This window comes from Mesorhizobium marinum, assembly GCF_040813675.1.
Taxonomy (GTDB): Bacteria; Pseudomonadota; Alphaproteobacteria; order Rhizobiales; family Rhizobiaceae; genus Mesorhizobium_K; species Mesorhizobium_K marinum.
In genome coordinates, this window is the sequence record NZ_JBFOCI010000001.1 from 679,098 (window position 1) to 702,697 (window position 23,600).

Sequence of the window (23,600 nt, forward strand, 5' to 3'; positions counted from 1 at the left end):
GCAGGCCGCATGATATCTCAGCCTCGTAGACGCTTTGGTTTGCTTGGCCGAGCCTGTTCAGGCGGCAGCATCGCGGTGACGATCTCGCCAAAACGCTCTGCCGCGGAGAGTGACTCAAGGCCAATATAAAAACGTGTCGTGGTCGCAAGCGACCTGTGACCGAGAACGCGGCGAACGAATTCGTAGTTGCCGGGATCGGTGCGCAGGATCAGCGCGGCAGCAGCATGGCGGAACTGATGCGGTGTTATTGTCAGGCCGACTTCGTGTTCGATCCGCTTGGTGATCTGCCCACCGAGCGTCTTGATGTCCTTGTGGCCGCCAGCCTCACCTGGGAACAGGTAGTCGTGGTTGTGGCCGCGCATCAGCTTCGGGCGATGATCGTGGACAAACGTCTCGATTATCGCCGTGACCTGTGCGCTCAGCGGGAATTCCAGGGGCTCCTCGTTCTTGACCTCACCGGCAGCAAAGATCAGGTGAAACGGTCCTGTCTGACCTTTGGGGCGGACAAGATTTTGGCCGATCCGGATCGTCGCAAGGTTACGTATCCGCACCGGCGCCATGGCCAACAGCGTGATTGCGACGGCGAGTTGGGCCGACACGGCCGATTTTATCGGTTGCGTTTTGCGAAAGGCATCGGCCTCCGCCAGCATACGTCGAGGCAATCCGACAACCTTGGCCCACGTATCGGTCGCCAGGACCTGGCGGATCAGTCTCATGTTCTTGTCGGTCATTCCGGAACGACGATGCTCTTCCAGAAGAGCACACATGTCCTCCAGCCGCGCCAGGGCATCGCCGTCCAGTTCCGTCTCGCTGCGGGCGAGATCGAGAAACAGGGTTGCGAGTTCGATCGTGTAGGTGCCTGGCTGCTCGCCATGAGCCCGCCAGTATGCATCAATGATCGCCTCTGAGCGATCCGGGTGCAGCAAGGCCGCAAGCGAAGAAAGCTCTTCGAGCGGGATGTCTGTTCTGACCGCCATTCGCACGGCAGCCTTCAGCTTGCGCTCGATGAGATCCAAGGTTGATTGCTTGCAGCCGCGCAGTCGCCGCCCAGAGGCGGATTTGCGCGGCCGGGAGCGCCTCTTCAACACGGCCTCGATATCGCTGCGCAGCAAAGCGGGAACCTGTTCCCACGGCAGACCATCGTTTGTGCTCAAAATTGCCGGGACGCTCAGCGCAACGTGGGGCCATTCCTCGTTCGTCTCGGCGTAGTGGTTCAATTGACGCGCCAGGGATCGGATCGTGGAGTTTCGCAAAGGCCTGAACTTGGTCGCCTCGCAATAGGCGACATAGGCCGAGAGATGTTCATCACGGATGCAGGTCTGCTCGACACCTTGCATGCTCAGGAACCGAAAGAACGGAGAGATCAGGTCGCGGTGATGGCGGTTTCCAATCCGGACCAGCAATTCCCGATACGCCGCCGACATGGCCGCTGCGCGACCCAGTCCGCCCCTGCAATCCTTGAACCAGTTCAATGCCGCTTTGGCGTTGGCCCGGTGATTAGCGAATGTCTTGTCGTTGACGCCGAGCTGGGCCGGATGAAGGGACGATACCTGTTGACCGATACCCGATATGCGCGCCGGGATCATGGGCATGGGGCGGTCGAGATACTCGGCCATTTTACGCAGCGACGTCGACCAATGGCGCTTTCGGTCATCGCTGAGGCCATCGTCGCTCGCGATCGCCTGTAGCACTTCCGCAAACGACGGTTCGCCGATTGCCGAGGTTTTGGCGAAGGGGCGTTCGGGATCGACGTGCTTGGTCATTGGGACGGGCTTTTTGCGATCACAGTTGGAGTAGGATGGACGCGGTAATCTGTACTTGCAGAGTAGGAATACCACATCAGAATAAAATCCATCTTTATGCTGACCAGCGATCCCAAAACTAAAATGGATGTGTAGTATATGACATAATGACACAGATAATACAGTCCATAGCTGGACAGGGCTTCACTACCAATAGGAGCAGTACGGGCGCCTACGCTAGTGCCCGTACTGCGATGTCGAACCGAAGATCCGCTCGTTGATCCACTGATCCAGGTCTGCCTTGCGATAGAGCACCTTGCGGCGACCGAGGCGGACAAAGGACGGGCCCGTCCCGGAAACCCTGAGCTTGTCGAGATAGTTCTTCGACACGCGCAGGTAGGCGGCGGCCTGTGGCACGGTCAGGTACGGTGAGGCTGAATACCCCTGCTCGTCACCTTCGATCGGCAATTTGGAATGTCCGCTGTCTAACGGGACCAGCGGTTCTTCGGCCTTCGCGTTCATTTGGCAACTCCAGATTTGACCAAGTTGCCTTTGGATGGCGCAGAAAGGAGTCACTTCAAATGGGTAGGAAAGTGGCTGTGATCGGCCTTATGTGGTCAACGCTTCATCGCTAACTGGCTGCTTCGGGGCCGACTCCGGACCGGCAGCTTTTGGCTCCGGTCATGCAAGTGCGGACATCCACATCCGCATGGTTATCGTAACGACCTGCCTGACCAAGGTTTGATATCGACGTGTGATGGCCTGAAGGCGCTTCTGGTGCTTTTCTAATTGCCGCTGGATGAATGTGCAGCGGCAGCAGGTCACCTGGCGATCAGGATCGGCCGCAAGCTGAAAGCCTTCGACGTGATCGACACGCTCTCGGACCTGTTCATCCTGCGCGGTGTGCCCGGCCATATTCGTTCCGACAACGGTCCGGAGTTCTTTGCAAGGGCGGTGCGTGAATGGATTGCAGCCGTCGGCTCCCGCACGGCCTACATCATTCCGGGCAGCCCCTGGGAGAACGGCTATTGCGAGAGCTTCAACGCGAAGCTTCGCGATGAGCTGCTCAATGGCGAGATCCTCTACACACTCGAGGAGGCCAGGGTCGTCATTGAAGGCTGGCGCCAGCACTACAACACGGTCCGGCCGCACTCGTCCTTGGGCTACAGACCACCCGCGCCGGAAGCCATCTCGTGGCCGGCTTCTCAACCCGGACCAGCTTCGCCGGCCACGCCGACCGTGGCGCCACCAACAGCCTTCCCACTAACATTCAAACCGGATCACCCAATGGGGGCCGGCCAAGCGACAACTACGAGCTGCTCAGCGCCGCCGCATGTCGCCATTTTCTGCCATTTCAGTCAGCTTTCGGCACCGAAGGTTAGGCCTTGCTACGTCGATACCCGTCCATACCCTTCGGCTACGGTACGACAAGATTGAACAGTGAGGCCATTCCGATCGATGTGAGCGTAAGCGCCATGCCTGCGGTTCGGTAGAACGGGCTGCGCCGCTCGAACGAAAGCGCCCACGCATGCATGAGGCGCCCAAGAAGCAACAGCGAACCGAGAGAATGGAGCGTGATCGCGTGCCCGCCGTTAACCTCGAGCATTGCCAATAGTAGCAGTCCTATAGGTGCATACTCGGCGAGATTACCCTGCGCCCGCATGCGCCTTTCGAGCTCAAGATTTGCACCTGTCCCGAGGCTTATGCCGAATGTGCGGCGACCTGCAATTACTCGCACAGACAGAATGGTCAGGAGGAGACCTAACAGACCCGCGTAAATTGGTGTGACATTCATTTTAGCGAACTCCGGCGATTGAAGCACAAGCCAAGCTTTCAATGTCTGCCGGGTCGACAGCACCGACTTACATTTGTGCAATCTCGCCAGCAGTCCGGCCCTCCGAGGGGGGCTTGGGATAACTCGAAGGGCCGGACCTCTGCCAAAGCGCCACAACACCAGCAACATGGCCCTGCAACCGCACTTCGGTCAAAGGATGATGTGTGGCGCTTTCAGCATCTGTGCGACGCGGACCGCTGTCGGTCAGGAGCCGCGCATTTTTTCCACGCAGAAAGTTGGTGTCACATCGGGGGCATGAGCACCTTGTCGATCACGTGGATGACGCCATTGTCGGTGGCGACATCTGCCATGACGACCTTTGCCTCGTTGACCATCGGGCCGCTGTCGAGGTCGATCGTGACTTCCGCGCCCTCGACGGTAGCGGCTTTCATGCCGTCCTTCAGATCGCCCGACATGACCTTGCCGGAGACAACATGGTAGGTCAGAATTTTTGTCAGCTTGTCCTTGTTTTCCGGCTTGAGGAGATCGTCAATGGTCCCAGCCGGCAACGCGGCGAACGCATCGTCCGTCGGCGCAAAGACCGTGAAAGGCCCGGCGCCCTTAAGCGTGTCGACCAAGCCTGCGGCCTGCACCGCTGCAACCAAGGTCTTGAAACTTCCATTCGAAGAGGCCGTATCGACTATATCGGCCGCGTAGGCGCCTGATGCAAAAAGAGACGTACCGAGGGCCGATATCAGCAAGAGTTTTCTCATGGGTGGCTTCCTTCCTGTGTTGTTCAGGTCACAAGTGCGTCCGGTTGCGCGCACATACAGACTACGTCCGTCGAGCGGCTTTGGATCAGCAAGGAAGCGAGATTGATAGCCTCTCAGAGACGCAGGCATTGTCGACCAAAAGCATGCCGGTTGGCGGGGTCGACCGGCCCAGACTATTGAGTTGTGGCCTTGGGAGCGGCAAAGCCTTGAGGGCACGCGAACTTCGCCGCGATCACAGAAACGTTATGCATTGAGTGATCTGGTCCACGCTGCGCGACGTAGTGAGTCCGCTAGAACCAAGCGGAGGTAGCAAATGAAAATCTCTTTTCTCGCAGTGGGTATGGCAGCTCTTTTTGCTACGAGCGTTAACGCGGGCGGCGGAAACTCCGGCGCGGCAAAGGGAATGGCCGCTGACGTTTCGAGTGATCGCGGAGTAACGGCCTCCGCTGCACCTTCGGTCAGCGGGCAGAACGCAACTGGCCCAGGAGCATCGGGCTGGGGCAATACGGGGTCTGCAGCTATCTCTGGCGATCAGGTTTCCGACTACGGCAAAAAGCCGAACTGAATTTATGCCGACGGCGGTCGGGATTCTGGTGAAGCCTGTTCCGACCGCCTAGGTTGTTGGTGCTAGTGACATCTAGGACCGGGATGCCGTCACCCTCTAGTGATATCCGTTCCTGAGAACCCTGATAAGATGGTCGTTTAAGGCGATTGCGGCCCTCCTCACAACCGCTACGGGACAAACACCAAGGAGTAACTCCTGATATTAAATTAGCGGCAGCTGTTTTGCTTGTGGGTTTGCCGATTGCGAGTGCGATCGTCCCGGCGAGGGCTCAGGAAGTCACGCTCGCCGAAAGCCCCTATCAATATGTTGTCGATGTCGGCGCAGGTGTTCAATACAAGCCGAAATATCCAGGATCCGACGACTACATAATCGTCCCGCTTCCACTGGTTGCCGTCCAGCGGCTCTTCATCCCTGGTTGGGGGCAGGTCGTCGACGGCGAAGAGGAGTTGCGGGCGTTTTACATGTTCCCTTCGTTCGACTTCAACGGCAAGCGCGAGGCATCTGACGCTCGTGAACTCACCGGCACCGAAACGGTGGATTGGGCGTTGGAAGTGGGCTTGGGTGTCGGATATCGCTACGACTGGCTACGGGGCACCGTCGAGGTTCGACAGGGTATCAACGGCCATGAAGGCCAGGTCGTAGAATTGGGCATCGACGTCATAGCTGCTCCAGTCGAGACCTTGCAGCTCAATTTTGGACCCCGGCTGACCTGGGCATCCGGCGAATACATGGATACGTATTTCGGGGTCACGGAAAGCGAGGCCTCGGCTCCCGGCTCACGCCTCAGCGCCTACGATCCGGGGTCATCTTTCAAGACGGCAGGCTTCGAAGCCAGAGCTACCTATGCCGTATCTCAAAATACACGTTTGCATATGCGTGCAGGCTGGGACCGATTCATTGGCGACGCAGCAGAAAGTCCGATCGTCGAAGCCGGCAGCAAGGACCAGTTTTCGATTGGCGGCGGCCTGACCTACCGCTTTTCATTCGATCTCTTCAGGTAGGACGGTATGCCAGTTCGAATAGGCCGCCGAGCCTAGGAACAGCGGCGCCTGTCGTTGCACTAGGCTCCGACAAGTTGGCACGCCTGTCCGCGCTAGATGCAGCAAGCCTGGGAACAACAGGACGTGATGCATAGACAAACGAACCTGGCGATAATTGCGATCATGGCCGTATTGGCGGGATGCGCAGGCATTCAGGTCGTAGGCGGTGGAGCTCCGGAACCGCGCAAAATAATTGAAATGGACCGCTTCTATTCCGGCACATGGCTCGAAGTCGCTCGAAGACCAATGTTGATCACGGCTAATTGTCCTGCCGGCTCGACAACCTACCGGCGTACCGGTCCCACAACAGTCTACGTTTTTGACGCCTGCGAGGTTGGGGTTCCCGGCGGGCGACAGCGCTCAATTGACGGCGAAGGGACGATCCTGGACCCCGGCACAAATGCCAAGCTGATCGTCCGGTACGCGCCGCTCGTCTCGCGCGAATACTGGATCATCGACCGCGCAGACGATTACAGTTGGTTCATCGAGGCGAGCCCCGATTTCCGCGACCTGTACATTTTTACGCGCAAAGTTCCGTCGCGGTCACAGCTATCGCGGCTGGTAGCACGAGCCGAAGCCTTGGGGTACGACGTGTCGCGGCTCGAATTCCCAGCGCAGCCACCAAGAAAAGTTCCCAAACTTTAGCAGATGAGGCACTTGGACAGGCCACATTTGCCTCTGATGAACGACATGCGTTCTGAGCGGCTTTTCCTGGTCGGAGTTATGTGCCCCTGCCCATGCTGCAATCGCGGTCCTAGGCAATGCCGATACAACGTCCGCTTCTGGGAAGCGTCAGTGCCCTTCCATTATGGCCCATCTGAGGCGCTTTCCAGACTGACAGGTTCGGGGCCGCTTGTGGACGGGAAGCTTTAGGATCCCAGAACGCCTTACCGGACGTTCAGGATGCTGGAGGCCAGCCGTCGCTCAAGACAACCGCGGCCACTCATGACTCAGCACCAAATTGCCGTTGCGCATAACCCATGCCCTCAAGACAAGGTCCGCGCTGTTGAGCTCTTGACGCGGCTCGCGTCCACTCCCAAATCGATCATTGCGCCGGTAGCAATCCTCTTGGTGCATCCCGCGTTGCGATTCGGCGACAGCGACAATGCACGAGCATGAAGAGGAAACGATCCTGCAAGCAACGCAGCCCATGGGCCGCCGGCTATCAGAATGCCTTGGCAGCTAGACAGCTGATGTCGGACGGAAGGAGGCAAGGCGACGGGAAGCAGCCCTCGATGTCTCCGTGGGCTTTCCCTCCGTATTTGCTAGCAAGCGGCCTGATGAGAACACCCGCAAATCGACCCGGCGCGCCCCTCATAGGCGTTCCCGCAAGTCCATGGCACCGTCCACTAAAGGCGCACGAGCGTACCCGTTGTGAAGACTAGATCTCTCGCTTCATCGCCTTCTTAAGGTCCGCATGCTCAAAACTACGTCCAATGCTGAAGCTCGCAGGTGAACAGGCAAACGTCCGCGGGCCGGTGATAGCTCTCGGCACCCAAGGGCTTGGCAGCATCAGGCTTGCTCGTGACAGGGCCGGGCGCGCTGAGGGCGCACCCGGCGAACTGGCAGCAAGCGCGGTCACTTGCCGCTGTTGATCGCGATCCGCTTGGCGTTCACCTGCGCCTTCGCGGTCTTCGGCAGGGTCACCGTCAGGACGCCGTTCTTGAAGGTCGCGGCGACCTTGTCCTCCTCGACCTCGCGACCGAGCGCGAGGCGCCGTTCGAAGCGGCCATAGTGACGCTCGCTGAACTGGCGGCCGGTGTCCTCGGTTTCGGACTTCTTTTCACCCCGAAGCGTCAGCACGCCGTCTTCCAGCAGAACCTCTATATCGTTCTCCTCGAGACCGGGAACTTCGGCTGCCACGCGGATTTCCCTGTCCGTTTCCGATACCTCCACGCTTGGCCAGCCGCCGTTGCCGGTCCGCATCCGCCCAAAGAGCGATGGAGTATCGAAGTCGCGGAAGAGATCGTCGAAGAGCCGATTGACATCACGGTGCAGAGACATGAATGGGTCAATCTCACCACCGTGATAGACCGTCGGAGCCTGATTTTTGCCCCCGGCTCCAGGGGACCAGGTCACGGACACTCATGGTCGTTTTCCTTCTTACCTTCTCGTTGTTCTCCTCTTCGCGATCAACGCACGGCTTTGCCTGTTGCGCGCAACGGGCAAGGCCAGGCGCTGGTATGTGGTCAGGCCGCTATGTCGCCTTCGATGCGCTTCGACGCAGGCTTCTTGCCCGCATCCGCATTGATTGCGATCCGCCGCGGCTTCATCTCCTCGGGGATCTCTCTGTTGAAATCGATGACAAGCAGGCCGTTCTCGAGCTTAGCACCCGTTACCCTGACATGATCGGCGAGTTCGAAGCGCCGCGCGAAGGGCCGCAAAGCAAGCCCGTGATGGAGATACTGAAGCTCATCGCTGTCGGCCTTCGTACCCTCGATCACCAGCAGGTTTCGCTCATGGGTGATCGAAAGCTCGTTCTCGGCGAAGCCGGCAACCGCTAAGACGATGCGATACGCTTCTTCGCCGGTTTTGACGATGTCGTAGGGTGGCCAGTTGTCACCGTTTTGCGGACGGGCGGCATTTTCGAGCTGGTCGAAAATGCGGTCGAAGCCGATGCTCGACCGGTAGAAGGGAGAGAAGTCTATCTGCGTTCTCATAGCTACATCCTCCTGTGAGCAACATAGATACAAGGGCGCGCCAAGAAGCCTGGCGCTCCCTGACATGCCGGTCCCGTTCGGCGACCGACATGATGATTTGGGTGTTGCTTTTAGGGGCGTCAAGGGCTGCCGGGAGGCGGAGCAACATCCCGGCAACAACGTGCATTCAACCCGTTCAAGCGGAGGACCGATCATGCCTTTGACGAGGGATGAGATTGTCTCGCTGCTCGGACGGGTAGACGATACGCAGGATCGCCGAGGTTGCCGAAACCGACGCCACGCTGGAGGATCTGCGCGAGGCCTTGGTCTGGCTTAGCGGCGATGAGGCGTTTGCCGGGGACCCAGTCGCGTCCCTGATCGATATCGTCGCATCGGAGGATGGGAAGTAGTGGGAGCGGAGGCGGCTCCCGACTTTCAGTGGATAGCGATGATGCCGTTGACGGCGCGCCACTCAGCCGGACGGATCAATCGATTGTGGGCAACGCGGACGGAATGCAGTGCGCCTTCGAGCTCGCGCTCCCAGAAGCCCAGGAATTCCCTCAGACTTGGAAACTCCGGAGCCAGATCGTATTCCTGCCAGACATAAAGTTGCAGCAAGCTCGGGTGATCCGGCCGCTGATAATGGATCTCGGCGGTGGTGAGGCCGTAGCCTTCCATCTGCAGCCGGAATTCCCTGCTGACCATCGTTATCTCCTCTCAAATGCACTCAGGCATCGAGCTTGCTGACAGCCTCTCCGCCGGCCGGCGATTCACGGCGAGAAAATCATCGCGCCGAGGATCATCCAGCTTGCGCAAGGCCTCCATGACGGCGTCAAAGCTCACGGGCATAGCCGCACCCGGAGGTTTTCGCAGTGCAGCCTCAGTTGGCTAGCCCGGTGCGACTAGATTTTGGCAAAAGCGCGATGACTTTCAAGAGCCTTCGTCACGAGAACTGAAGGAAATAGCTTCATGAATTCAGACCGGTAGCGCGCTCCCTCGCGAGTGCCAAAATTTTTGCGCGAACCTCTTGAAACCGAAAAATCGGCAAACTAGCTCGAAATGTGCGCGATGCCTGACGAAGGGTCGCAGCGCCCCGCACCGGCCCGATATTGCCGGTCCGGTGTGGAGGAACCTCAAAATCTGTTTGTCCTTGAAGGAGAACGACATGGCGTTCCGTCCATTGCATGACCGTATTCTGGTTCGCCGCATCGAGGCCGATGAGAAAACGGCCGGCGGAATCATTATCCCCGACACCGCCAAGGAGAAGCCGCAGGAAGGCGAAGTGATTGCTGTCGGCCCTGGCGCCCGCGACGAAAGCGGCAAGCTGGTCGAGCTCGACGTGAAGGTCGGCGACCGCATCCTGTTCGGTAAATGGTCCGGCACAGAGATCAAGCTCGGCGGCGAGGATCTGCTCATCATGAAGGAAAGCGACGTGATGGGCGTGATAGATGTCAGCGCCGCGCTGAAGAAGGCCGCCTAAGCGGGACCACGGAAACCAGTTCAACAGTCAAGAAAACTGCCTAATGAAGGAGTGTTCCAATGGCTGCAAAGGAAGTCAAATTCCACTCCGACGCGCGCGAGAAGATGCTGCGCGGCGTCGATATCCTTGCCAACGCGGTGAAGGTCACGCTCGGCCCCAAGGGCCGCAACGTCGTGATCGACAAGTCGTTCGGCGCCCCGCGCATCACCAAGGACGGCGTTACCGTCGCCAAGGAGATCGAGCTTGAGGACAAGTTCGAGAACATGGGTGCACAGATGGTCCGCGAGGTCGCCTCGAAAACCAGCGACATCGCCGGCGACGGCACCACGACGGCGACCGTGCTGGCCCAGGCGATCGTCAAGGAGGGCGCCAAGGCCGTTGCATCGGGCATGAACCCGATGGATCTCAAGCGCGGTATCGACAAAGCGGTCGAAGCGGTCGTTGAGGAACTCAAGAAGAACGCCCGCAACGTCACCAGGAATGACGAGATTGCCCAAGTCGGCACCATCTCGGCCAATGGCGATACCGAGATCGGCCGCTTCCTCGCAGAAGCCATGGAGAAGGTCGGCAACGAGGGTGTCATCACGGTCGAGGAAGCCAAAACCGCGGTGACCGAGCTCGAAGTCGTTGAGGGCATGCAGTTCGATCGCGGCTACCTCTCGCCGTACTTCATCACCAACCAGGACAAGATGCGCGTCGAGCTGGAAGAGCCTTATGTGCTGATCCACGAGAAGAAGTTGTCGAACCTGCAGGCCATGCTGCCGGTCCTTGAGGCCGTCGTGCAGTCGTCCAAGCCGCTGCTCATCATCGCAGAGGACGTCGAGGGCGAGGCGCTCGCCACGCTGGTTGTCAACAAGCTGCGCGGCGGCCTGAAAGTCGCGGCGGTCAAGGCGCCGGGCTTCGGCGATCGACGCAAGGCCATGCTGGAAGACATTGCCATTCTGACTGGCGGTACGGCGATCAGCGAGGACCTCGGCATCAAGCTGGAGAACGTAACGCTGAACATGCTTGGCCGCGCCAAGAAGGTGGTGATCGAGAAGGAGAACACTACCATCGTCGATGGCGCCGGCAGCAAAGCCGAGATCCAGGGCCGGGTCGGCCAGATCAAGGCGCAGATCGAGGAAACGACCTCCGACTATGACCGCGAGAAGCTGCAGGAGCGGCTGGCCAAGCTGGCGGGCGGCGTCGCGGTAATCCGTGTTGGTGGCTCGACCGAGGTCGAAGTCAAGGAGCGCAAGGACCGCGTCGACGACGCCCTGCATGCGACCCGGGCGGCGGTCGAGGAAGGCATCCTGCCAGGCGGCGGCGTGGCTCTGCTGAGGGCCGCCAAGGCGCTGGAGATCGTTCAGGTCGACAATGCCGACCAGAAGGCCGGCGTCGAGATCGTGCGGCGCGCCGTCGAGGTTCCGGCCCGGCAGATCGCCGAGAATGCCGGCGCCGAGGGCTCGATCATCGTCGGCAAGCTGCGCGAAAAGTCGGAGTTCGCCCATGGCTGGAACGCCCAGACCAACGAGTATGGCGACCTCTACAAGCAGGGTGTCATCGACCCCGCCAAGGTCGTTCGAACGGCGCTGCAGGATGCAGCCTCCGTCGCCGGCCTGCTGGTTACGACCGAGGCAATGGTCGCTGAAAAGCCGAAGAAGGAAGCAAGTGTTCCGGCAATGCCGGCCGGCGGCATGGACTTCTGATTTCTACAACAACGGGCCCGCTCCGAATTGGAGCGGGCCTCTGATCGGTAAGGTGGAGACATTGTCGATGAACATGCTAGCAAACGTCGGAACGATTTCCTCGCCAAAGCACGAGGCCAGCGAGTTCTTTGCTTATGAGGCTGAGTGCAGGGACGTGTTGAGGCCGTTGCTCGATCACATGATCGAGACCGCCGTGACAGCTGGCTGGCGGCGTAGAACCGTGGCGTCTGCTCTCATGTTTCTTGCAGCCCAGCACGTAACTGCATCGCCAAGCTAACGCGTCTGTAACGCGGAACGACAACCGGCACCGTTTTTCGGCCCAAGAGCCAAGGAGGTATCTATGCTTGCACAGCCATTCGAAAAGCCAGTACACGTATGGGTCGGACTTGGCTTTCCCCGGCAACTCAACACCGTGGTCGACGCATACCAATTCGCATCGGAATGGGGCGGCAACAGTCCGGAGCAACGGGCAGCAACCCGTGCATGCAAAGCCGCGCTTGCCGGTGATGTAGATCCTGAAACCGCACGGGGTGTTTTTGTCGCGTTTGCGCGTAGCAAGGACATCTTGGTCGAAGATGCGACCATCCCCTGGTGGAGACCAAAGCAGCCAAGCTACGTCTGAGCAGCAGGCGCGCTGGGCAAGGCCTAATCGCAACATCCGGCGGCAACGCCCCAATGTCGCCCGCCGGATCGTGAGGCGGGGCATGCGTAGTCCACATTGACGTCTGCTATCGGCGAATTGCAAAGCTACGCGCTACGACCGATATGGGAGCGCATTGCGGTCAGGCAGCTTCGGGGTCGACTGCGGACCGGCTGCTCTTGTCGTGCAGGTTTCGGAAGCAGATATACGCACGCGGTCCCGCTTTGGCATGCGAACAAGCTACGTCGCCCACGTTAGACCTCTGGGATGTTCTCTTTGAGAACCAAATGCAGGCGTGGCGGATGACCTTCATAATGAAGGCCTCTGATTGCGTGAGTAAGCAGGCTCAACGCCTCGCGCGCCTCCACCCTAGGGTTCTGATCGATTACCGCGTTCATGGTACCGTCGAGAAGCAGACGCTTTGCTCCGTCGGTCAGCTCATGGCCGACAAAAAGCGTCGAGTGTTCGCGGCCGCGCTGTCGCAGCGCCCCAGCGATGCCCTGGTTTCCGGCGCCGATGTTATAGATTCCCGCTAGGTCGGGATGCTGGTCCAGAATGGATGACGCCTCGGTATATGCCCGTTCCCGGTCATCAAGCATTTCGCGCAATTCGACGATTGACAGGTTCGGGAATTCCTCGCCGAGAACGTGGCGGAAACCCATCTCGCGTTCTTGATGCCCACGATAGGACAGGGAGCCCGCGAACAGCGCAACTTTTCTGGGTACGTCCGTTCCAAGCAGACGGCCCAGGTTCGATTGGCCAACTGATCCAGCCATTCCCGGCCGGCGCCCCGGCCGCGCGTCTTGTCACCAAGATCTCCCAAGGTGGCAGCCAACGTATCAGGGTTGAAACCCTCTATCGCATGGACGTGGACATCGAGCCCGGGACGGGCCGCCCCTTGCGTCCTCAACTGGTCTAGAAGCATGCGTATGAAGGAGTTCGTCCCGATAGGCAGGACAAAGTCCAAGCGTATCCGTTCGCCGGAAAGTGTTTCGCCATTGGCTTGGTCGGCAGGCAGGTAACCGATCCTGCGCGCGACTTCGAAGACGATCTCGCGCGTGCGCGCCTTCACGCCAGGACGGTTGTTTGGTACGCGATCGACGGTTGCGGCCGACACGCCGGCCTGTTTCGCAACCTGCGGTTCGCCAGCTGGAGCAGGCGGGCGCGTTCGGAGCGGAGATCGAGGTCGTTCCGGTGGAGGTGGCCGCAGCGATATCGGAGCGCACCAGCCTGTTCATGATCTCCATGGGCGCTGGCACCGGATGCGACGCCCAATACCTGTTTGCGGAAGATGTGCTCGGTCAGAACCGGGGCCATATGCCCCGTCATTCCAAGGTCTATCGCAATTTCGCCGCCGAATAAGATCGCCTGCAGACGGAGCGTGTCGCCGCCTTCTCCGAGTTCGTCGCCGATTGCAACGGCCGCGCCTATCCTGAAGAGCGCCACATAGTCCGCATGGATCCGGCGGAGTTGAAGGCCTTTCTGGCCCAAGCTTAGCTCAATATTCATTCGAATGATGACCAGGACGCCAAGTCCCATCTTGCTCTGGGTGTCGCCAAGCTATTATGGCACAGCCACGACCGTGCGATCTATCATTTCGAACCAACCGTCTCGCTAGATCCGAAGGGCGACGTCGCGGCAGTGAACGGTCGCTACTGATGTATCTCGACCGACCCGTCGTGGGGCTGGCGCGAGTGCGGGAGGCTCTGCGACTCAACCCCTTCAACCCGAACTGGCACTAGAACCTCGAGGCGAGATGCCTGCACCCCCAAGGACGCTACGAGGGGCGGGCGTGCTGCCCTTGAGCGCTATGTCAGTAATACGATTTCCGATGGGCCGCTTCGTCACAGCCGAGGAGATTGCAGAATCTGTCTTGTTCCTGGCATCCGAACGTTCGGCCTTCATGACAGGTCAGACTTCGGTCGTCGATGGCGGAGAAAGTCTGGACTCACGGTCTACAAATTCAGAAAGGCAGAGCCAGCCACACAAGCACCGGACTCATGGCATCAATTCTATCTGGCAGCGGTTCTGCTTGCGCGCTGCAGGATCAATTGCGCTGCGACGAGCAGAACAAACGAGGTCAGCAGCACGACCGTACCGACCGCGTTGATTTCCGGGGTAACGCCACGGCGAATTGAGGAAAACACGTATATCGGTAGCGTTACGTCGGGGCCTGCTACGAAGTAAGCGATGATGAAATCCTCGAAGGAAAAGGTGAACGCCAGCAGGAAGCCGGCTAGAATTGACGGCGCCAGCAGAGGCAGCACGACTTGGCGGAAGGTGCGGAGCGGCGTGGCGTAGAGATCGTCCGACGCTTCTACGAGGCTGCGGTCCATGCCCTGCAACCTCGCCCTGACCAACAGCGCCACCACCGCGATATTGAACAGCACGTGGGCGGCGACCACCATCCAAGCGCCCATTTCGATGCGGATGTTCCAGGCGCTTGTCAAATATGGATTGACCATGTCGAAGAAGGAGACAAAGGCAATCAGGGTCGAGATGCCGATGACGATGCCAGGCACCAGAATGGCGATGTAGATCAAGGCGTCAAAGGCATGTCGGATCCAGCCGCTCATGCGTTCGAGGCCGAGTGCTGTGAGCGTGCCTATAATGGCCGAAAGCAGAGCGGTGGTAAGCGCGATCATCAGGCTTGTGATCAGCGCCTCGGTGATCAGCGGATTGGAGAATGCCTTGCCGTACCATTCCAGCGAAAAGCCCTGCCAGATCATGGCCTGCTTTCCTGCGTTGAATGACCCCCCCACGATGAAGGCAATAGGGGCGTAGAGGAAGATGTAGATCAGGACGGCGTAGATACGCATGGCTAGACCAGTGCCGCGCGCCGTGTGCCGGTCTTGCCTAGCACGAAGCGCATGTAGAAAAAGATTGTGACGAACATGATGGCGACCAGAGCCACCGAGACCGCCGCCCCGAATGGCCAGTTCCGCGATTGAAGAAAAAGGTCTACCAGCGCGTTGCCGATGAAGAAGACTTTGCCGCCGCCGAGATACTGCGGGAGGATGTAGTCGCCCATCAGCAGAATGAAGACCAGCATCGAACCGGTTGCGATCCCCGGCAAAGCCAGCGGCAGCGTTACCTGGAAGAAGGTTCGGATCGGCGTGGCGCCGAGATCAGCCGAGGCCTCGAGCAGGCGCTTGTCGAGTTTCTCAAGGCTCACATAGATCGGCGGCACCATGAGTGGCAGAAAGCCGTATACCGCGCCGATAAGGACAGCCCAAGGCGTATTGATGATCCGCACGTTGTCCATTCCGATCCAGGCAAGCCAGGCGGGAATGCCCTTGCCGCCCAGCAGCATGATCCATGCGTAATACCGCAGAAGCTGGCTGGTCCAGAATGGCGCCACAACGAGCACGAGGAGCGACACGCGCCATTTTGGATCGACTCTCACGGCTAGGAAATAGGCCATGGGAAAAGCGATGACGGCTGTGAGCAGGGTGGCCAGCGGCGCCAGGGTTAACGTGTTTACGAAGGCTTTACCGCGCGCGGCGAGGTTCAGGTAGTTGTCGAAAGTGAAAGCGAACGAATAGCCGCCAGCCGGGCCCCGCTCGCCGAAGGAAAACACAACCACCACCATCAGCGGCACGATCAGCAGGAACAGGAAGAAGACACCCGCAGGTGCTACAAGCAGCGCGGTCACGGCGCGGGAACGGGCAGGCGCTGCGGTCAATGGAGGCTCAATTTCGAAGGCGGATCTCCCTCCCGCGCAGTGCGAGGAAGGGAGACGTGACTCAGGCTGACTTGAAGCGCGCCATGATTTCGGCACGGAGCGGATTGGTCAATGTCGCGGCCGCTCCGAATTCTAGCGGCGAAAGCGCTTCGGCTGCCGGATAGAGGATTGGATTGTCAAGCATGTCCTTTGGCACCAGCTTGTTGGTGCGCGAGTCGGTCGAGGGGTAGCCGTGCGCCACGACTTCCTTGGCGTTGATCTCGGGGGTCAACAGGAAGTCGATCAGCGCATAGGCTGCCTCAATGTTCGGCGCACCCTTGGGGATGGCGTAGAAGTCGCTCCAGATCTCGCCGCCTTCCTTGGCCAGCACGTATAGCATTTCGGGCATGTCGCGCTGCAACTGGGTTGCGTCGCCCGTCCAGCACACGCTCATCCAGGCGTCGCCTGAAATAAGCGACGGCTTGTAGTCGGAGTTGATACCGAAGAGATGCGGCTTGGCGGCTATCAGCAGCTTCTCAGCGTCAGCCAGTTCCTTCTCGTCGTTGGAGTTGAAGGAGTAGCCGTAATACTTCAGCGCGTTGCCGATGGTTGTGAGCTGATAATCGTGGACCATCGAACGACCAGTCGCCTCGCTCATGGAAAGGTCCCAGAACTCCTTCCAACTCGCCGGCTTCTGCGGCATAGACTTCGAATTGTAGACGAAGCCAGTGGTGCCCCAGTCCTTCGGCACGGCATACGTCTTGCCGTCGATCACGCCTTCCGCGGTGAAGCGCTGTTCCTGCGTGGAGGGATCGTAGTTCGGCAGCTTGGTGAGATCGAGTTCCTCGACGAGGTCGAGGTCCTTGTATGTCGAGATCGCGTAGTTTGTGGGCACGAAGACGTCCCAGCCAGTGGAGCCGGCTTGCAGCTTGGCCAGCATTTCTTCGTTCGAGCCGAACACCGCGATGTTGATCTTGACGCCGGTGTCCTTGGCGAACTGGTCGATGTTTTCCTGGGCAAAATAGCTTGGCCAAGTCGTGAAGTTCACCGTGCCGGCGAGTGCGGCATAGGCCTTGCGCGGCCTGAGGCCGGGCACGGCAGTGCCCAATACGGCGGTAGCTAGTCCTAGCCCTGTGACGCCGAGAAAATGGCGGCGCGAGACCGAGCCTTTCTGATAGCGGCGCAGTTCATCGATAAATTGCTGCGGTGTTATAAGGTTTTTGTCTTTGGTCATGATTATCTTCCCCTTTTTTACGTGATCAGTTTGCGGCCAACACAAGAGCGGCTTCCGGCCGCCAGCCGGTTGCGGCGGTATCGCCGATCTCAAACGTGCCGCTGCCGCGTTCGGACTTACGGGGTGTGAGGACCATGAATTCACCCAGTCGGTCGTGCACGACGCGGTATTCCGTGTTCTCGCCGAGGAAAATCCGGTTAAGTACCTTTACCGAATAATGCGCGCTCAGGCCTTCGGGTAGGGCGGCTTCGCTGGCGGCAATCTCGACAAGCTCGGGCCGCACGCTGATGATAGTGTCCGTGGTGGGACCGGCAAAGAAATTCGACTTGCCGACGAAGTCGGCGACGTAGCGGTTTACAGGCCTATCGTAGAGTTCTCGCGGTGAGCCCGACTGGACGATGCGCCCCTCGCGCATGACGCAAACGCGGTCGGACATGGATAGCGCCTCCTCCTGGTCGTGCGTGACGAGAAGGAAAGTAATGCCGACGTCGCGCTGCAGGTTCTGCAATTCAATCTGCATCTCGCGGCGCAGCTTGCGATCGAGGGCGGCAAGCGGTTCGTCCAGCAGCAGGACCGCCGGGCGGTTGATCAGCGCACGGGCGAGCGCAACACGCTGCTGCTGGCCGCCCGACAGTTCGTGACTTCGCCGATCCTCGTACCCCTCAAGTCTCACCATTGCGACCGCTTTGGCCACTTCCTGTGCAAGTTCGTTGCGTGACGGTTTGGGACTACGCTGGCGTAGGCCATAGGACACATTTTCGCTGACCGACAGGTGCGGAAACAGAGCGTAGTGCTGGAACACCATATTGACGGGGCGCCTATAGGCTGGAACGCCGGTCATGTCCTGGCCGGAAATGAAAACGTTGCCTTTGCTAGGCTGCTCGAAACCAGCCATCATGCGCAGGCTGGTCGTCTTGCCGCAGCCGGAAGGCCCTAGAATGGAGAGGAACTCGCCGGTTTTTACCGCAAGGTTGTTTTCGACAACCGCTGCTACGTCACCGAACCGCTTGGTGACGTTCTTGAACTCAATAACCGCATCTTCCAAACCAACCCTCCCCGGGGGACGCAAACTCGAATAACGGCATGAAAGAAATATTCCCATGATGTTGGTACTAACAATGGGCGTTGGCAAGAGACCGGATAGTCCATGCTGGGCGTATGGAATGTGGTGAATGGTAAAATCGGCGCCGGAAATCCCGACCCGCTCACTAGTCGTGCAACAGAAACCGGCCTGCCGGTGCTGTTCGATCTGACAAGTGACGCACGCGGCGCGCCGGAACCGTTGACTACTATAAATTTCCCAACAGGATCGACCGTGCAGTTCACCTGAGCACGAAGTAGTATGCCCGTCTCGGCGACGAGTGGGTCGAGGCAATCGGGCTTCGACCGCAGGAATACCGCATGTCCCCTGCGAGGCACCAAGGCGTCCATAGTCTACAAGGCGACCGGAAACCTGCGAGTCATCCAGGCCCTTTTTAACACATCAAGATCGAGAACACGGTGCGTTATCTCGGTGTAATGCAATTACGCTTACGCGGAGATGCTGTCGATGAAGGCACCTAGTTTGGCCGTACGCATTGCGTCGTCGATCGGCCGAGACATCCGTGACGGGCGCGTCCCGATGGGAGCCCATCTCACCGCGCAAGCGATAGCGGTCCATCACGGCGTCTCGCGCTTTTTAGCCAGCGAGCCTCTGACGTTGCTGGTCGAACAGGGCTTTGCCCCCAAAGAAGCCAACCGCGGCGAAATCCCGCTACAGTCCGTACTTGCGTAACCGGATAGCCCACTGCGTTGGCAGGGCCAATAGGTTTGGATCGGTGTCGAGCGAAAGCAGGCGACGATGGCGGGCAAATCTGTGACGCGCGACCTTCTGCGAGCGGGCCTTGAGGGTCCTGTCTATCGCTCAGGTCATCCTCGCTATCACGCGCTCCGAAGCGTGTACAACGCGGTCATCGATCGAAAGCCCTACGCGATTGTGAAAGCGGCGTCGCATACGGATGTCCGCAAGGTGGTTGGCGTTGCAGCAAATCACCAAGTGCCTTTGGCGGTACGCTGTGGCGGTCACAGCTTTGCTGGACTTGGCACCTGCGACGGTGGAATCGTCTGCGATTTGTCCCGGATGAACGCTGTCGCCGTCGATCCGAGAGCGCGGACCGTTGATGTCGAGGGAGGCGCATTGCTTGGCGATATCGATGTCGCTGGTGAACGATTTGGCTTGGCGACGCCAGCCGGAATTGTATCCCACACCGGTGTCGGTGGCCTCGCTCTCGGTGGGGGCATGGGTTACCTCAGCAGGCGATTTGGCCTCACCATAGACAGTTTGCTCGGTGCCGACGTTGTCACGGCGGACGGCAGGTTCCTATCTGTCGGACCCGACCAAGAACCGGACTTGTTCTGGGCCATCAGGGGCGGCGGCGGCAATTTTGGCGTGGTCACGAAGTTTAGGTTCCGGATGCACCTCCTGGGATCGGTATTGATCAGACGTTGGCGGTATCCCGCCGCCTCTGCTACGGAAATCCTAAAGCACTACCAGGAAGCCATCGACAATGCTCCACGGGCGCTGACTACAGCGTTTGTCCTGACTGCGGAGGAGTTGCAGTTGAGGGCGATTTGGTCCGGCTCAACATCAGGCGCCGACGCATTGATCGAGCGCTTCGCCCGATTGCCAGGCGCTGTCCAAGATCCTGACGTGGATTTGAGCTTCGTTGAGCTTCAGCGCGCAAGCGACGAACTCTTGCCTTGGGGTCGGCGATATTACTCCAAAGGGGGATTTCTCGCGTCCATGGATGACCGCGTGATTGATGCGATGACCGAACCATTCTCAACCACTCCCGTGCCGGGGGTCGAGGTCTATTGCCTGCAGTTGGGAGGAGCCGTCAGCGATGTCGACGAAGATGCAACGGCATATTCTGGACGAGACGCCGGGCACTACTGGATCGCACAGGGCGTTTGGGACAGCGCCGAAGACGATGAGGGAGCCATGAGGTGGTGCCGCCGTACTGCTGATCGATTGACGACCCTCTCACTAAGGACGAACTACGTCAATGAACAGGCTGACACCGGTGTTGCGCGCGGTGCATACGGCGAAGCTAAATATCGTCGCCTTGCGGACGTGAAATGGCGCTACGATCCCACGAACCTTTTCCACCTGAATCAGAATATCGAACCGCTAGAAAGAGGCATCCTGTCTTGATGCGCGGTCGCATCGAGACTGGATGGGGCCTAGCTCCTCAATAGGTGTATACTTGACAAGTCGTCGGCGTGTGCTGATTGCGAAAGCAAAAAGCTGGTGGACGGGGCATAGGCTTCCGCCGGGCAATTTCTTCAGCTTGGAGGCGCTGTTGGCGTCCGATCCGAGGGCGCTAGCGCTGAAGGCAGCGGAAGAAGGTCCAATTCTGACCTGCGTCTGGGGAGAGAAGGTCGCAATCTGCGTAACCAGCCTGCCCGTTGCCCGAAGGCTTTTGCAGGAGCGCGGGGAGGATCTCAAATCTCTATCGATTGACATTGCTTCAGTCGTGCCGAAGGGCATGCTCCGGACGATGGAGGGCTTGGATCACAAGACCTACCGAACGCGTTTTGCAAAGGCGATCTCCGCATCAGGCTCCTCCGATCAAACGAACGATGTCCAGGCGATAATCGCCGAAGCGTTGGCCAGTTCGCGATTGGACGACGAACCGACAGGAGGTGCATACGATGAATTGGCTATCCGTCTATTGCTTCGGACTTTTCTTGGCGTGCCCCTTCACTCCGACCACCACCGCCACCTTGAAACTCATTTCAAGGCGATGGCGCCGAACGGCTTTGCGTGGACTGTAGGTCCGATCCAAAAAAGTGCTTTCGAAGCCATTCGCGGACGTCTGGTTGGACTAGTTTCGAACAAAGCAGGCGAAGTGCTTTCAGACAGTGTCTTGGGGTGCTTTATTCATGACGCCTCAATCGACCCTGTAACGATTGGCAATCTGATCTACATGGTGGAGATGGGGAGGCATTACTTGGCTCTCTTCTTTTACCGCATCGCCAAATTCATGAGCACCAATTGGACGATGTTGAGACGAATCGACGAGTCTCGAAAGTCCGATATCGGCGTTACGGTTGCAGAGGCGGTCGTCCTCGAAACGCTCCGATTTGAACAAAGCGAGAGGCTGATGAGAGCGGCCAAACGCGACTTTATCTTTGATGGTTTCCTCTTTCCGAGGGGCGCCGTGGTTCGCATCTGCCTTTGGGAGGCGCACAGAGACGGCGTCAATTTCGAGGGTCCATTCAGCTTTGAACCCGACAGGTTTCTGGAGGCGACCTACACACCGGATCAGTTTTCTCCCTTCGGTCTCGGACATCACCGATGCCCCGCCGCCGTCCCGGTTCTTCAATATGGTTCCTTGTTTGTTGAAGCCTACGTCAGGCGGCGTCTCTCCTAGCGCGGTATCGATTGACCGTCCGTCGGTTCCATGAGACGCTGGTAAATAACGAAGGGGTATTGGGGCATGAAGAAAAAGGCCTATTCGAAGCCGGCGCTGCTACGCCATGAGAGGCTTTCGAAAGTTACAGCCGTACCCGCGCCGATTATCGTTTCGGGTCAAACCTCAGCCATGTAGCGGCAAAGCCGGCGATTTTGCGGATTCGCTAAACAAGGGTTGAGGCCTCCGGGACGTGGGCGCCTAAGAAGCCACGGAGGGAAAGCGGAATGAAGAAGGTTTACAGCAAGCCGCTGCTCTCAAGGCGCGAGATGCTATCTGTGGCGACGGCCAACGTGCCGTCGAACTTGGTCGTGTGTGTGTAGACACTTTGCACGGCCTTCGTCCGAACGGACATTCGTCGTCCCTACTCAATCCATCGTCATTGCCGAGCCGCGACAGATTTTAGCAAGCCACCAGAAACGCGTCGCCGAGAATGGCCACTGCGTGACGATCCTTCCCGACGGGGCAGCATAATAGTTGCGCGTGGTCTTGTAGACCGACCTTTCCAGCCTTTTCTGCAGCCAGCGGTTGAAGCGATCGTATGCTGATTGCTTTACCTCGATGGTTGATTTTCTGCGCCGAGTCAAAGCAGACAGGCATTCGGCAGCAAAATTCGCCTGGCATTCGAGGATGAAGATCAGCGTCCCACAGTTGCTGTTCGGGCCATAGAGCATGAAGAAATTAGGGAAGCCGGGCACACAGGTGCCGAGGAAGGCGGCCGGCTCACCGTTCCACGTCGCATGAAGGTCGGCGCCGCTGCGGCCAACCACCTTGAGACGCACCAAATAGTCGGCGGCGCGGAAGCCAGTTGCCAGCACGACGATGTCAAGGTCGTGGCGGCGGCCTGTCTCGTCGAGCAGGCCGCCACCGTCAATTTTGCTGACTGCGGGGACGATCGAAACGTTCGGCTGGCAGACCGCGTTGTAAAACCCGTCGCTTGTTACGATGCGCTTGGCCCCGATGGGATAGTCTGGAAGCAGCTGTTCGACGAGTTCCGGTCGCACGGCCAAGGATTGGCGCAGATGCCGTTCGGCGATGGCGCGGATACGTAGATTGGACTTCGAACCAACGCGCTCGGGGTTGCCGAATTTCAGCCTTTCGACGCGGAAAAATTCCTTCAGGGCCTTGAAGCGATATTGCCAGGCCGTGCGGTAGCGAGCGCGCTGCCTCCTCGTGAACGGCCGGTTCTTCTTGGGCACGATCCAGTTCGGGGAGCGCTGAAAGATAGTGACCGATCGCGCAACCTTCGCAGCTTCCACAACGATTTGTGCGGCCGACGAGCCTGTTCCAATGACGCCGATACGCTTATCGGCGAGGTCTATATCGTCTCGCCAGCACGCAGTGTGGCAGGCTACCCCGGGAAAGGCCGCAAGGTCAAAGTGTGGCGGGATAGCCGGCACGTTCAGCAAGCCTACGCAGGAGATGACAGCCTCGAACTCGGCGGTACGGCCATCGGCGAATCTGACCACGTAGAGCTTTCTAGTGTCGGACCACGTGGTCGACACTACGGTCGTGTTGAAGTGAAACCGAGGGCGCAGACCCGCTGCTTCGATCGTGCAGGTGAGGTATTGCTTCAGTTCGTCCCGACTTCCAAAGCGCTGCGTCCAGTCATGCCGGTTGAAGCTGAAGCTATAGAGATGCGAGACCACATCGACCTCGGCGCCGGGATAGCGATTGTCGTGCCACGTCCCGCCGGGCCCATCGGAACTCTCGTAGACAACGAAATTGTGGAGTTTCGCGCGCTTCAGATAGTAGGCGGCCGCGATGCCGCTGATGCCACCGCCAACAATTGCGATGCGGATACCTTGCGATCTGTCCAGCGAGATGTCCGACGGCTCGAAGTGAATAGGTTCTGCATGCATGCGTTGGGACGCTACACCATGGTGCAACGCTCGCCAATTCGCCAG

20 protein-coding genes and 4 pseudogenes are annotated in these 23,600 nt (G+C 59.0%); 11 read left to right on the forward strand and 13 right to left on the reverse strand.

Features of this window, described 5'->3' with window-relative positions:
* Window positions 1–17 precede the first annotated feature (17 nt).
* Window positions 18–1,763 (reverse strand): tyrosine-type recombinase/integrase, encoded by a 1,746-nt coding sequence (locus tag ABUE31_RS03170; RefSeq protein WP_367722039.1) that lies wholly within the window; start codon window positions 1,761–1,763, stop codon window positions 18–20.
* Between the two features lie 216 nt (window positions 1,764–1,979).
* On the reverse strand, window positions 1,980–2,264 hold the full coding sequence (locus ABUE31_RS03175; RefSeq protein WP_367722040.1) for a helix-turn-helix transcriptional regulator: 285 nt from the start codon (window positions 2,262–2,264) through the stop codon (window positions 1,980–1,982).
* 303 nt (window positions 2,265–2,567) lie between these two features.
* Here ABUE31_RS03175 and ABUE31_RS03180 point away from each other — a divergent pair.
* Window positions 2,568–2,984: pseudogene (locus tag ABUE31_RS03180) on the forward strand (integrase core domain-containing protein); the annotation flags it as partial.
* A gap of 175 nt (window positions 2,985–3,159) precedes the next feature.
* On the opposite strand, the gene ABUE31_RS03185 reads toward ABUE31_RS03180, so the two are convergent.
* Together ABUE31_RS03185 and ABUE31_RS03190 are read right to left on the reverse strand one after the other, a co-directional pair.
* The gene (locus tag ABUE31_RS03185; protein ID WP_367722041.1) at window positions 3,160–3,537 is read right to left on the reverse strand and encodes an MAPEG family protein; all 378 of its coding nucleotides are present in this window, start codon (window positions 3,535–3,537) and stop codon (window positions 3,160–3,162) included.
* 281 nt (window positions 3,538–3,818) lie between these two features.
* Window positions 3,819–4,289, reverse strand: coding sequence for a fasciclin domain-containing protein (locus ABUE31_RS03190; RefSeq protein ID WP_367722042.1), 471 nt, complete (start codon window positions 4,287–4,289; stop codon window positions 3,819–3,821).
* 792 nt (window positions 4,290–5,081) lie between these two features.
* On the opposite strand from ABUE31_RS03190, the gene ABUE31_RS03195 reads away from it, so the two are divergent.
* Both ABUE31_RS03195 and ABUE31_RS03200 read left to right on the forward strand, forming a co-directional pair.
* Entirely contained in the window at window positions 5,082–5,855 is a 774-nt protein-coding gene (locus ABUE31_RS03195; protein ID WP_367722518.1) for a MipA/OmpV family protein, read from the forward strand.
* Between the two features lie 96 nt (window positions 5,856–5,951).
* Window positions 5,952–6,539: a lipocalin family protein gene (locus tag ABUE31_RS03200; protein WP_367722043.1), complete on the forward strand. Its 588-nt coding sequence runs from the start codon at window positions 5,952–5,954 to the stop codon at window positions 6,537–6,539.
* Window positions 6,540–7,472: 933 nt separating this feature from the next.
* On the opposite strand, the pseudogene ABUE31_RS03205 reads toward ABUE31_RS03200, so the two are convergent.
* From ABUE31_RS03205 to ABUE31_RS03215, 3 genes and pseudogenes are all read right to left on the reverse strand, one after another.
* Window positions 7,473–7,983: pseudogene (locus tag ABUE31_RS03205) on the reverse strand (Hsp20/alpha crystallin family protein).
* 100 nt (window positions 7,984–8,083) lie between these two features.
* On the reverse strand, window positions 8,084–8,554 hold the full coding sequence (locus ABUE31_RS03210; RefSeq protein ID WP_367722044.1) for an Hsp20 family protein: 471 nt from the start codon (window positions 8,552–8,554) through the stop codon (window positions 8,084–8,086).
* Window positions 8,555–8,968: 414 nt separating this feature from the next.
* Window positions 8,969–9,238, reverse strand: coding sequence for an usg protein (locus ABUE31_RS03215; protein WP_367722045.1), 270 nt, complete (start codon window positions 9,236–9,238; stop codon window positions 8,969–8,971).
* 460 nt (window positions 9,239–9,698) lie between these two features.
* Between ABUE31_RS03215 and ABUE31_RS03220 the strand changes: the two genes are divergently transcribed.
* From ABUE31_RS03220 to ABUE31_RS03230, 3 genes are all read left to right on the forward strand, one after another.
* Window positions 9,699–10,013: a co-chaperone GroES gene (locus tag ABUE31_RS03220; protein WP_367722046.1), complete on the forward strand. Its 315-nt coding sequence runs from the start codon at window positions 9,699–9,701 to the stop codon at window positions 10,011–10,013.
* Window positions 10,014–10,072: 59 nt separating this feature from the next.
* Window positions 10,073–11,701 carry a chaperonin GroEL gene (groL, locus tag ABUE31_RS03225; protein WP_367722047.1) on the forward strand — a complete coding sequence of 543 codons (1,629 nt, stop codon included), beginning with the start codon at window positions 10,073–10,075 and terminating at the stop codon, window positions 11,699–11,701.
* Window positions 11,702–12,041: 340 nt separating this feature from the next.
* Entirely contained in the window at window positions 12,042–12,323 is a 282-nt protein-coding gene (locus ABUE31_RS03230) for a DUF982 domain-containing protein (protein ID WP_367722048.1), read from the forward strand.
* Window positions 12,324–12,595: 272 nt separating this feature from the next.
* Here the strand turns inward: ABUE31_RS03230 and ABUE31_RS22810 are convergent.
* A pseudogene (locus tag ABUE31_RS22810) lies at window positions 12,596–13,458 on the reverse strand (LacI family DNA-binding transcriptional regulator).
* 20 nt (window positions 13,459–13,478) lie between these two features.
* Between ABUE31_RS22810 and ABUE31_RS03245 the strand changes: the two are divergent.
* Window positions 13,479–13,838: pseudogene (locus tag ABUE31_RS03245) on the forward strand (3-methyl-2-oxobutanoate hydroxymethyltransferase); the annotation flags it as partial.
* A gap of 334 nt (window positions 13,839–14,172) precedes the next feature.
* Window positions 14,173–14,451, forward strand: coding sequence for an SDR family oxidoreductase (locus ABUE31_RS03250; protein ID WP_367722050.1), 279 nt, complete (start codon window positions 14,173–14,175; stop codon window positions 14,449–14,451).
* Here ABUE31_RS03250 and ABUE31_RS03255 read toward each other — a convergent pair.
* The 4 genes from ABUE31_RS03255 to ABUE31_RS03270 form a co-directional block, all read right to left on the reverse strand.
* Entirely contained in the window at window positions 14,354–15,160 is an 807-nt protein-coding gene (locus ABUE31_RS03255; protein WP_367722051.1) for an ABC transporter permease, read from the reverse strand. The two genes, ABUE31_RS03250 and ABUE31_RS03255, sit on opposite strands and share 98 nt — an antisense overlap.
* A gap of 2 nt (window positions 15,161–15,162) precedes the next feature.
* Window positions 15,163–16,026 carry an ABC transporter permease gene (locus ABUE31_RS03260; protein WP_367722052.1) on the reverse strand — a complete coding sequence of 288 codons (864 nt, stop codon included), beginning with the start codon at window positions 16,024–16,026 and terminating at the stop codon, window positions 15,163–15,165.
* 61 nt (window positions 16,027–16,087) lie between these two features.
* Window positions 16,088–17,239 carry an ABC transporter substrate-binding protein gene (locus ABUE31_RS03265; protein WP_367722053.1) on the reverse strand — a complete coding sequence of 384 codons (1,152 nt, stop codon included), beginning with the start codon at window positions 17,237–17,239 and terminating at the stop codon, window positions 16,088–16,090.
* 25 nt (window positions 17,240–17,264) lie between these two features.
* Window positions 17,265–18,284, reverse strand: a complete 1,020-nt coding sequence (locus ABUE31_RS03270) for an ABC transporter ATP-binding protein (RefSeq protein WP_367722054.1) — start codon at window positions 18,282–18,284, stop codon at window positions 17,265–17,267.
* A 102-nt stretch (window positions 18,285–18,386) separates the two neighbouring features.
* Between ABUE31_RS03270 and ABUE31_RS03275 the strand changes: the two genes are divergently transcribed.
* From ABUE31_RS03275 to ABUE31_RS03285, 3 genes are all read left to right on the forward strand, one after another.
* Window positions 18,387–18,569: a hypothetical protein gene (locus ABUE31_RS03275; protein ID WP_367722055.1), complete on the forward strand. Its 183-nt coding sequence runs from the start codon at window positions 18,387–18,389 to the stop codon at window positions 18,567–18,569.
* 510 nt (window positions 18,570–19,079) lie between these two features.
* Complete coding sequence (locus ABUE31_RS03280) at window positions 19,080–20,432, forward strand: FAD-binding oxidoreductase (protein ID WP_367722056.1); 1,353 nt, start codon at window positions 19,080–19,082, stop codon at window positions 20,430–20,432.
* Window positions 20,433–20,580: 148 nt separating this feature from the next.
* Window positions 20,581–21,654 (forward strand): cytochrome P450, encoded by a 1,074-nt coding sequence (locus tag ABUE31_RS03285; RefSeq protein WP_367722057.1) that lies wholly within the window; start codon window positions 20,581–20,583, stop codon window positions 21,652–21,654.
* Window positions 21,655–22,061: 407 nt separating this feature from the next.
* Here ABUE31_RS03285 and ABUE31_RS03290 read toward each other — a convergent pair whose 3' ends face one another.
* On the reverse strand, window positions 22,062–23,555 hold the full coding sequence (locus tag ABUE31_RS03290; protein ID WP_367722058.1) for a flavin-containing monooxygenase: 1,494 nt from the start codon (window positions 23,553–23,555) through the stop codon (window positions 22,062–22,064).
* Window positions 23,556–23,600 lie beyond the last annotated feature (45 nt).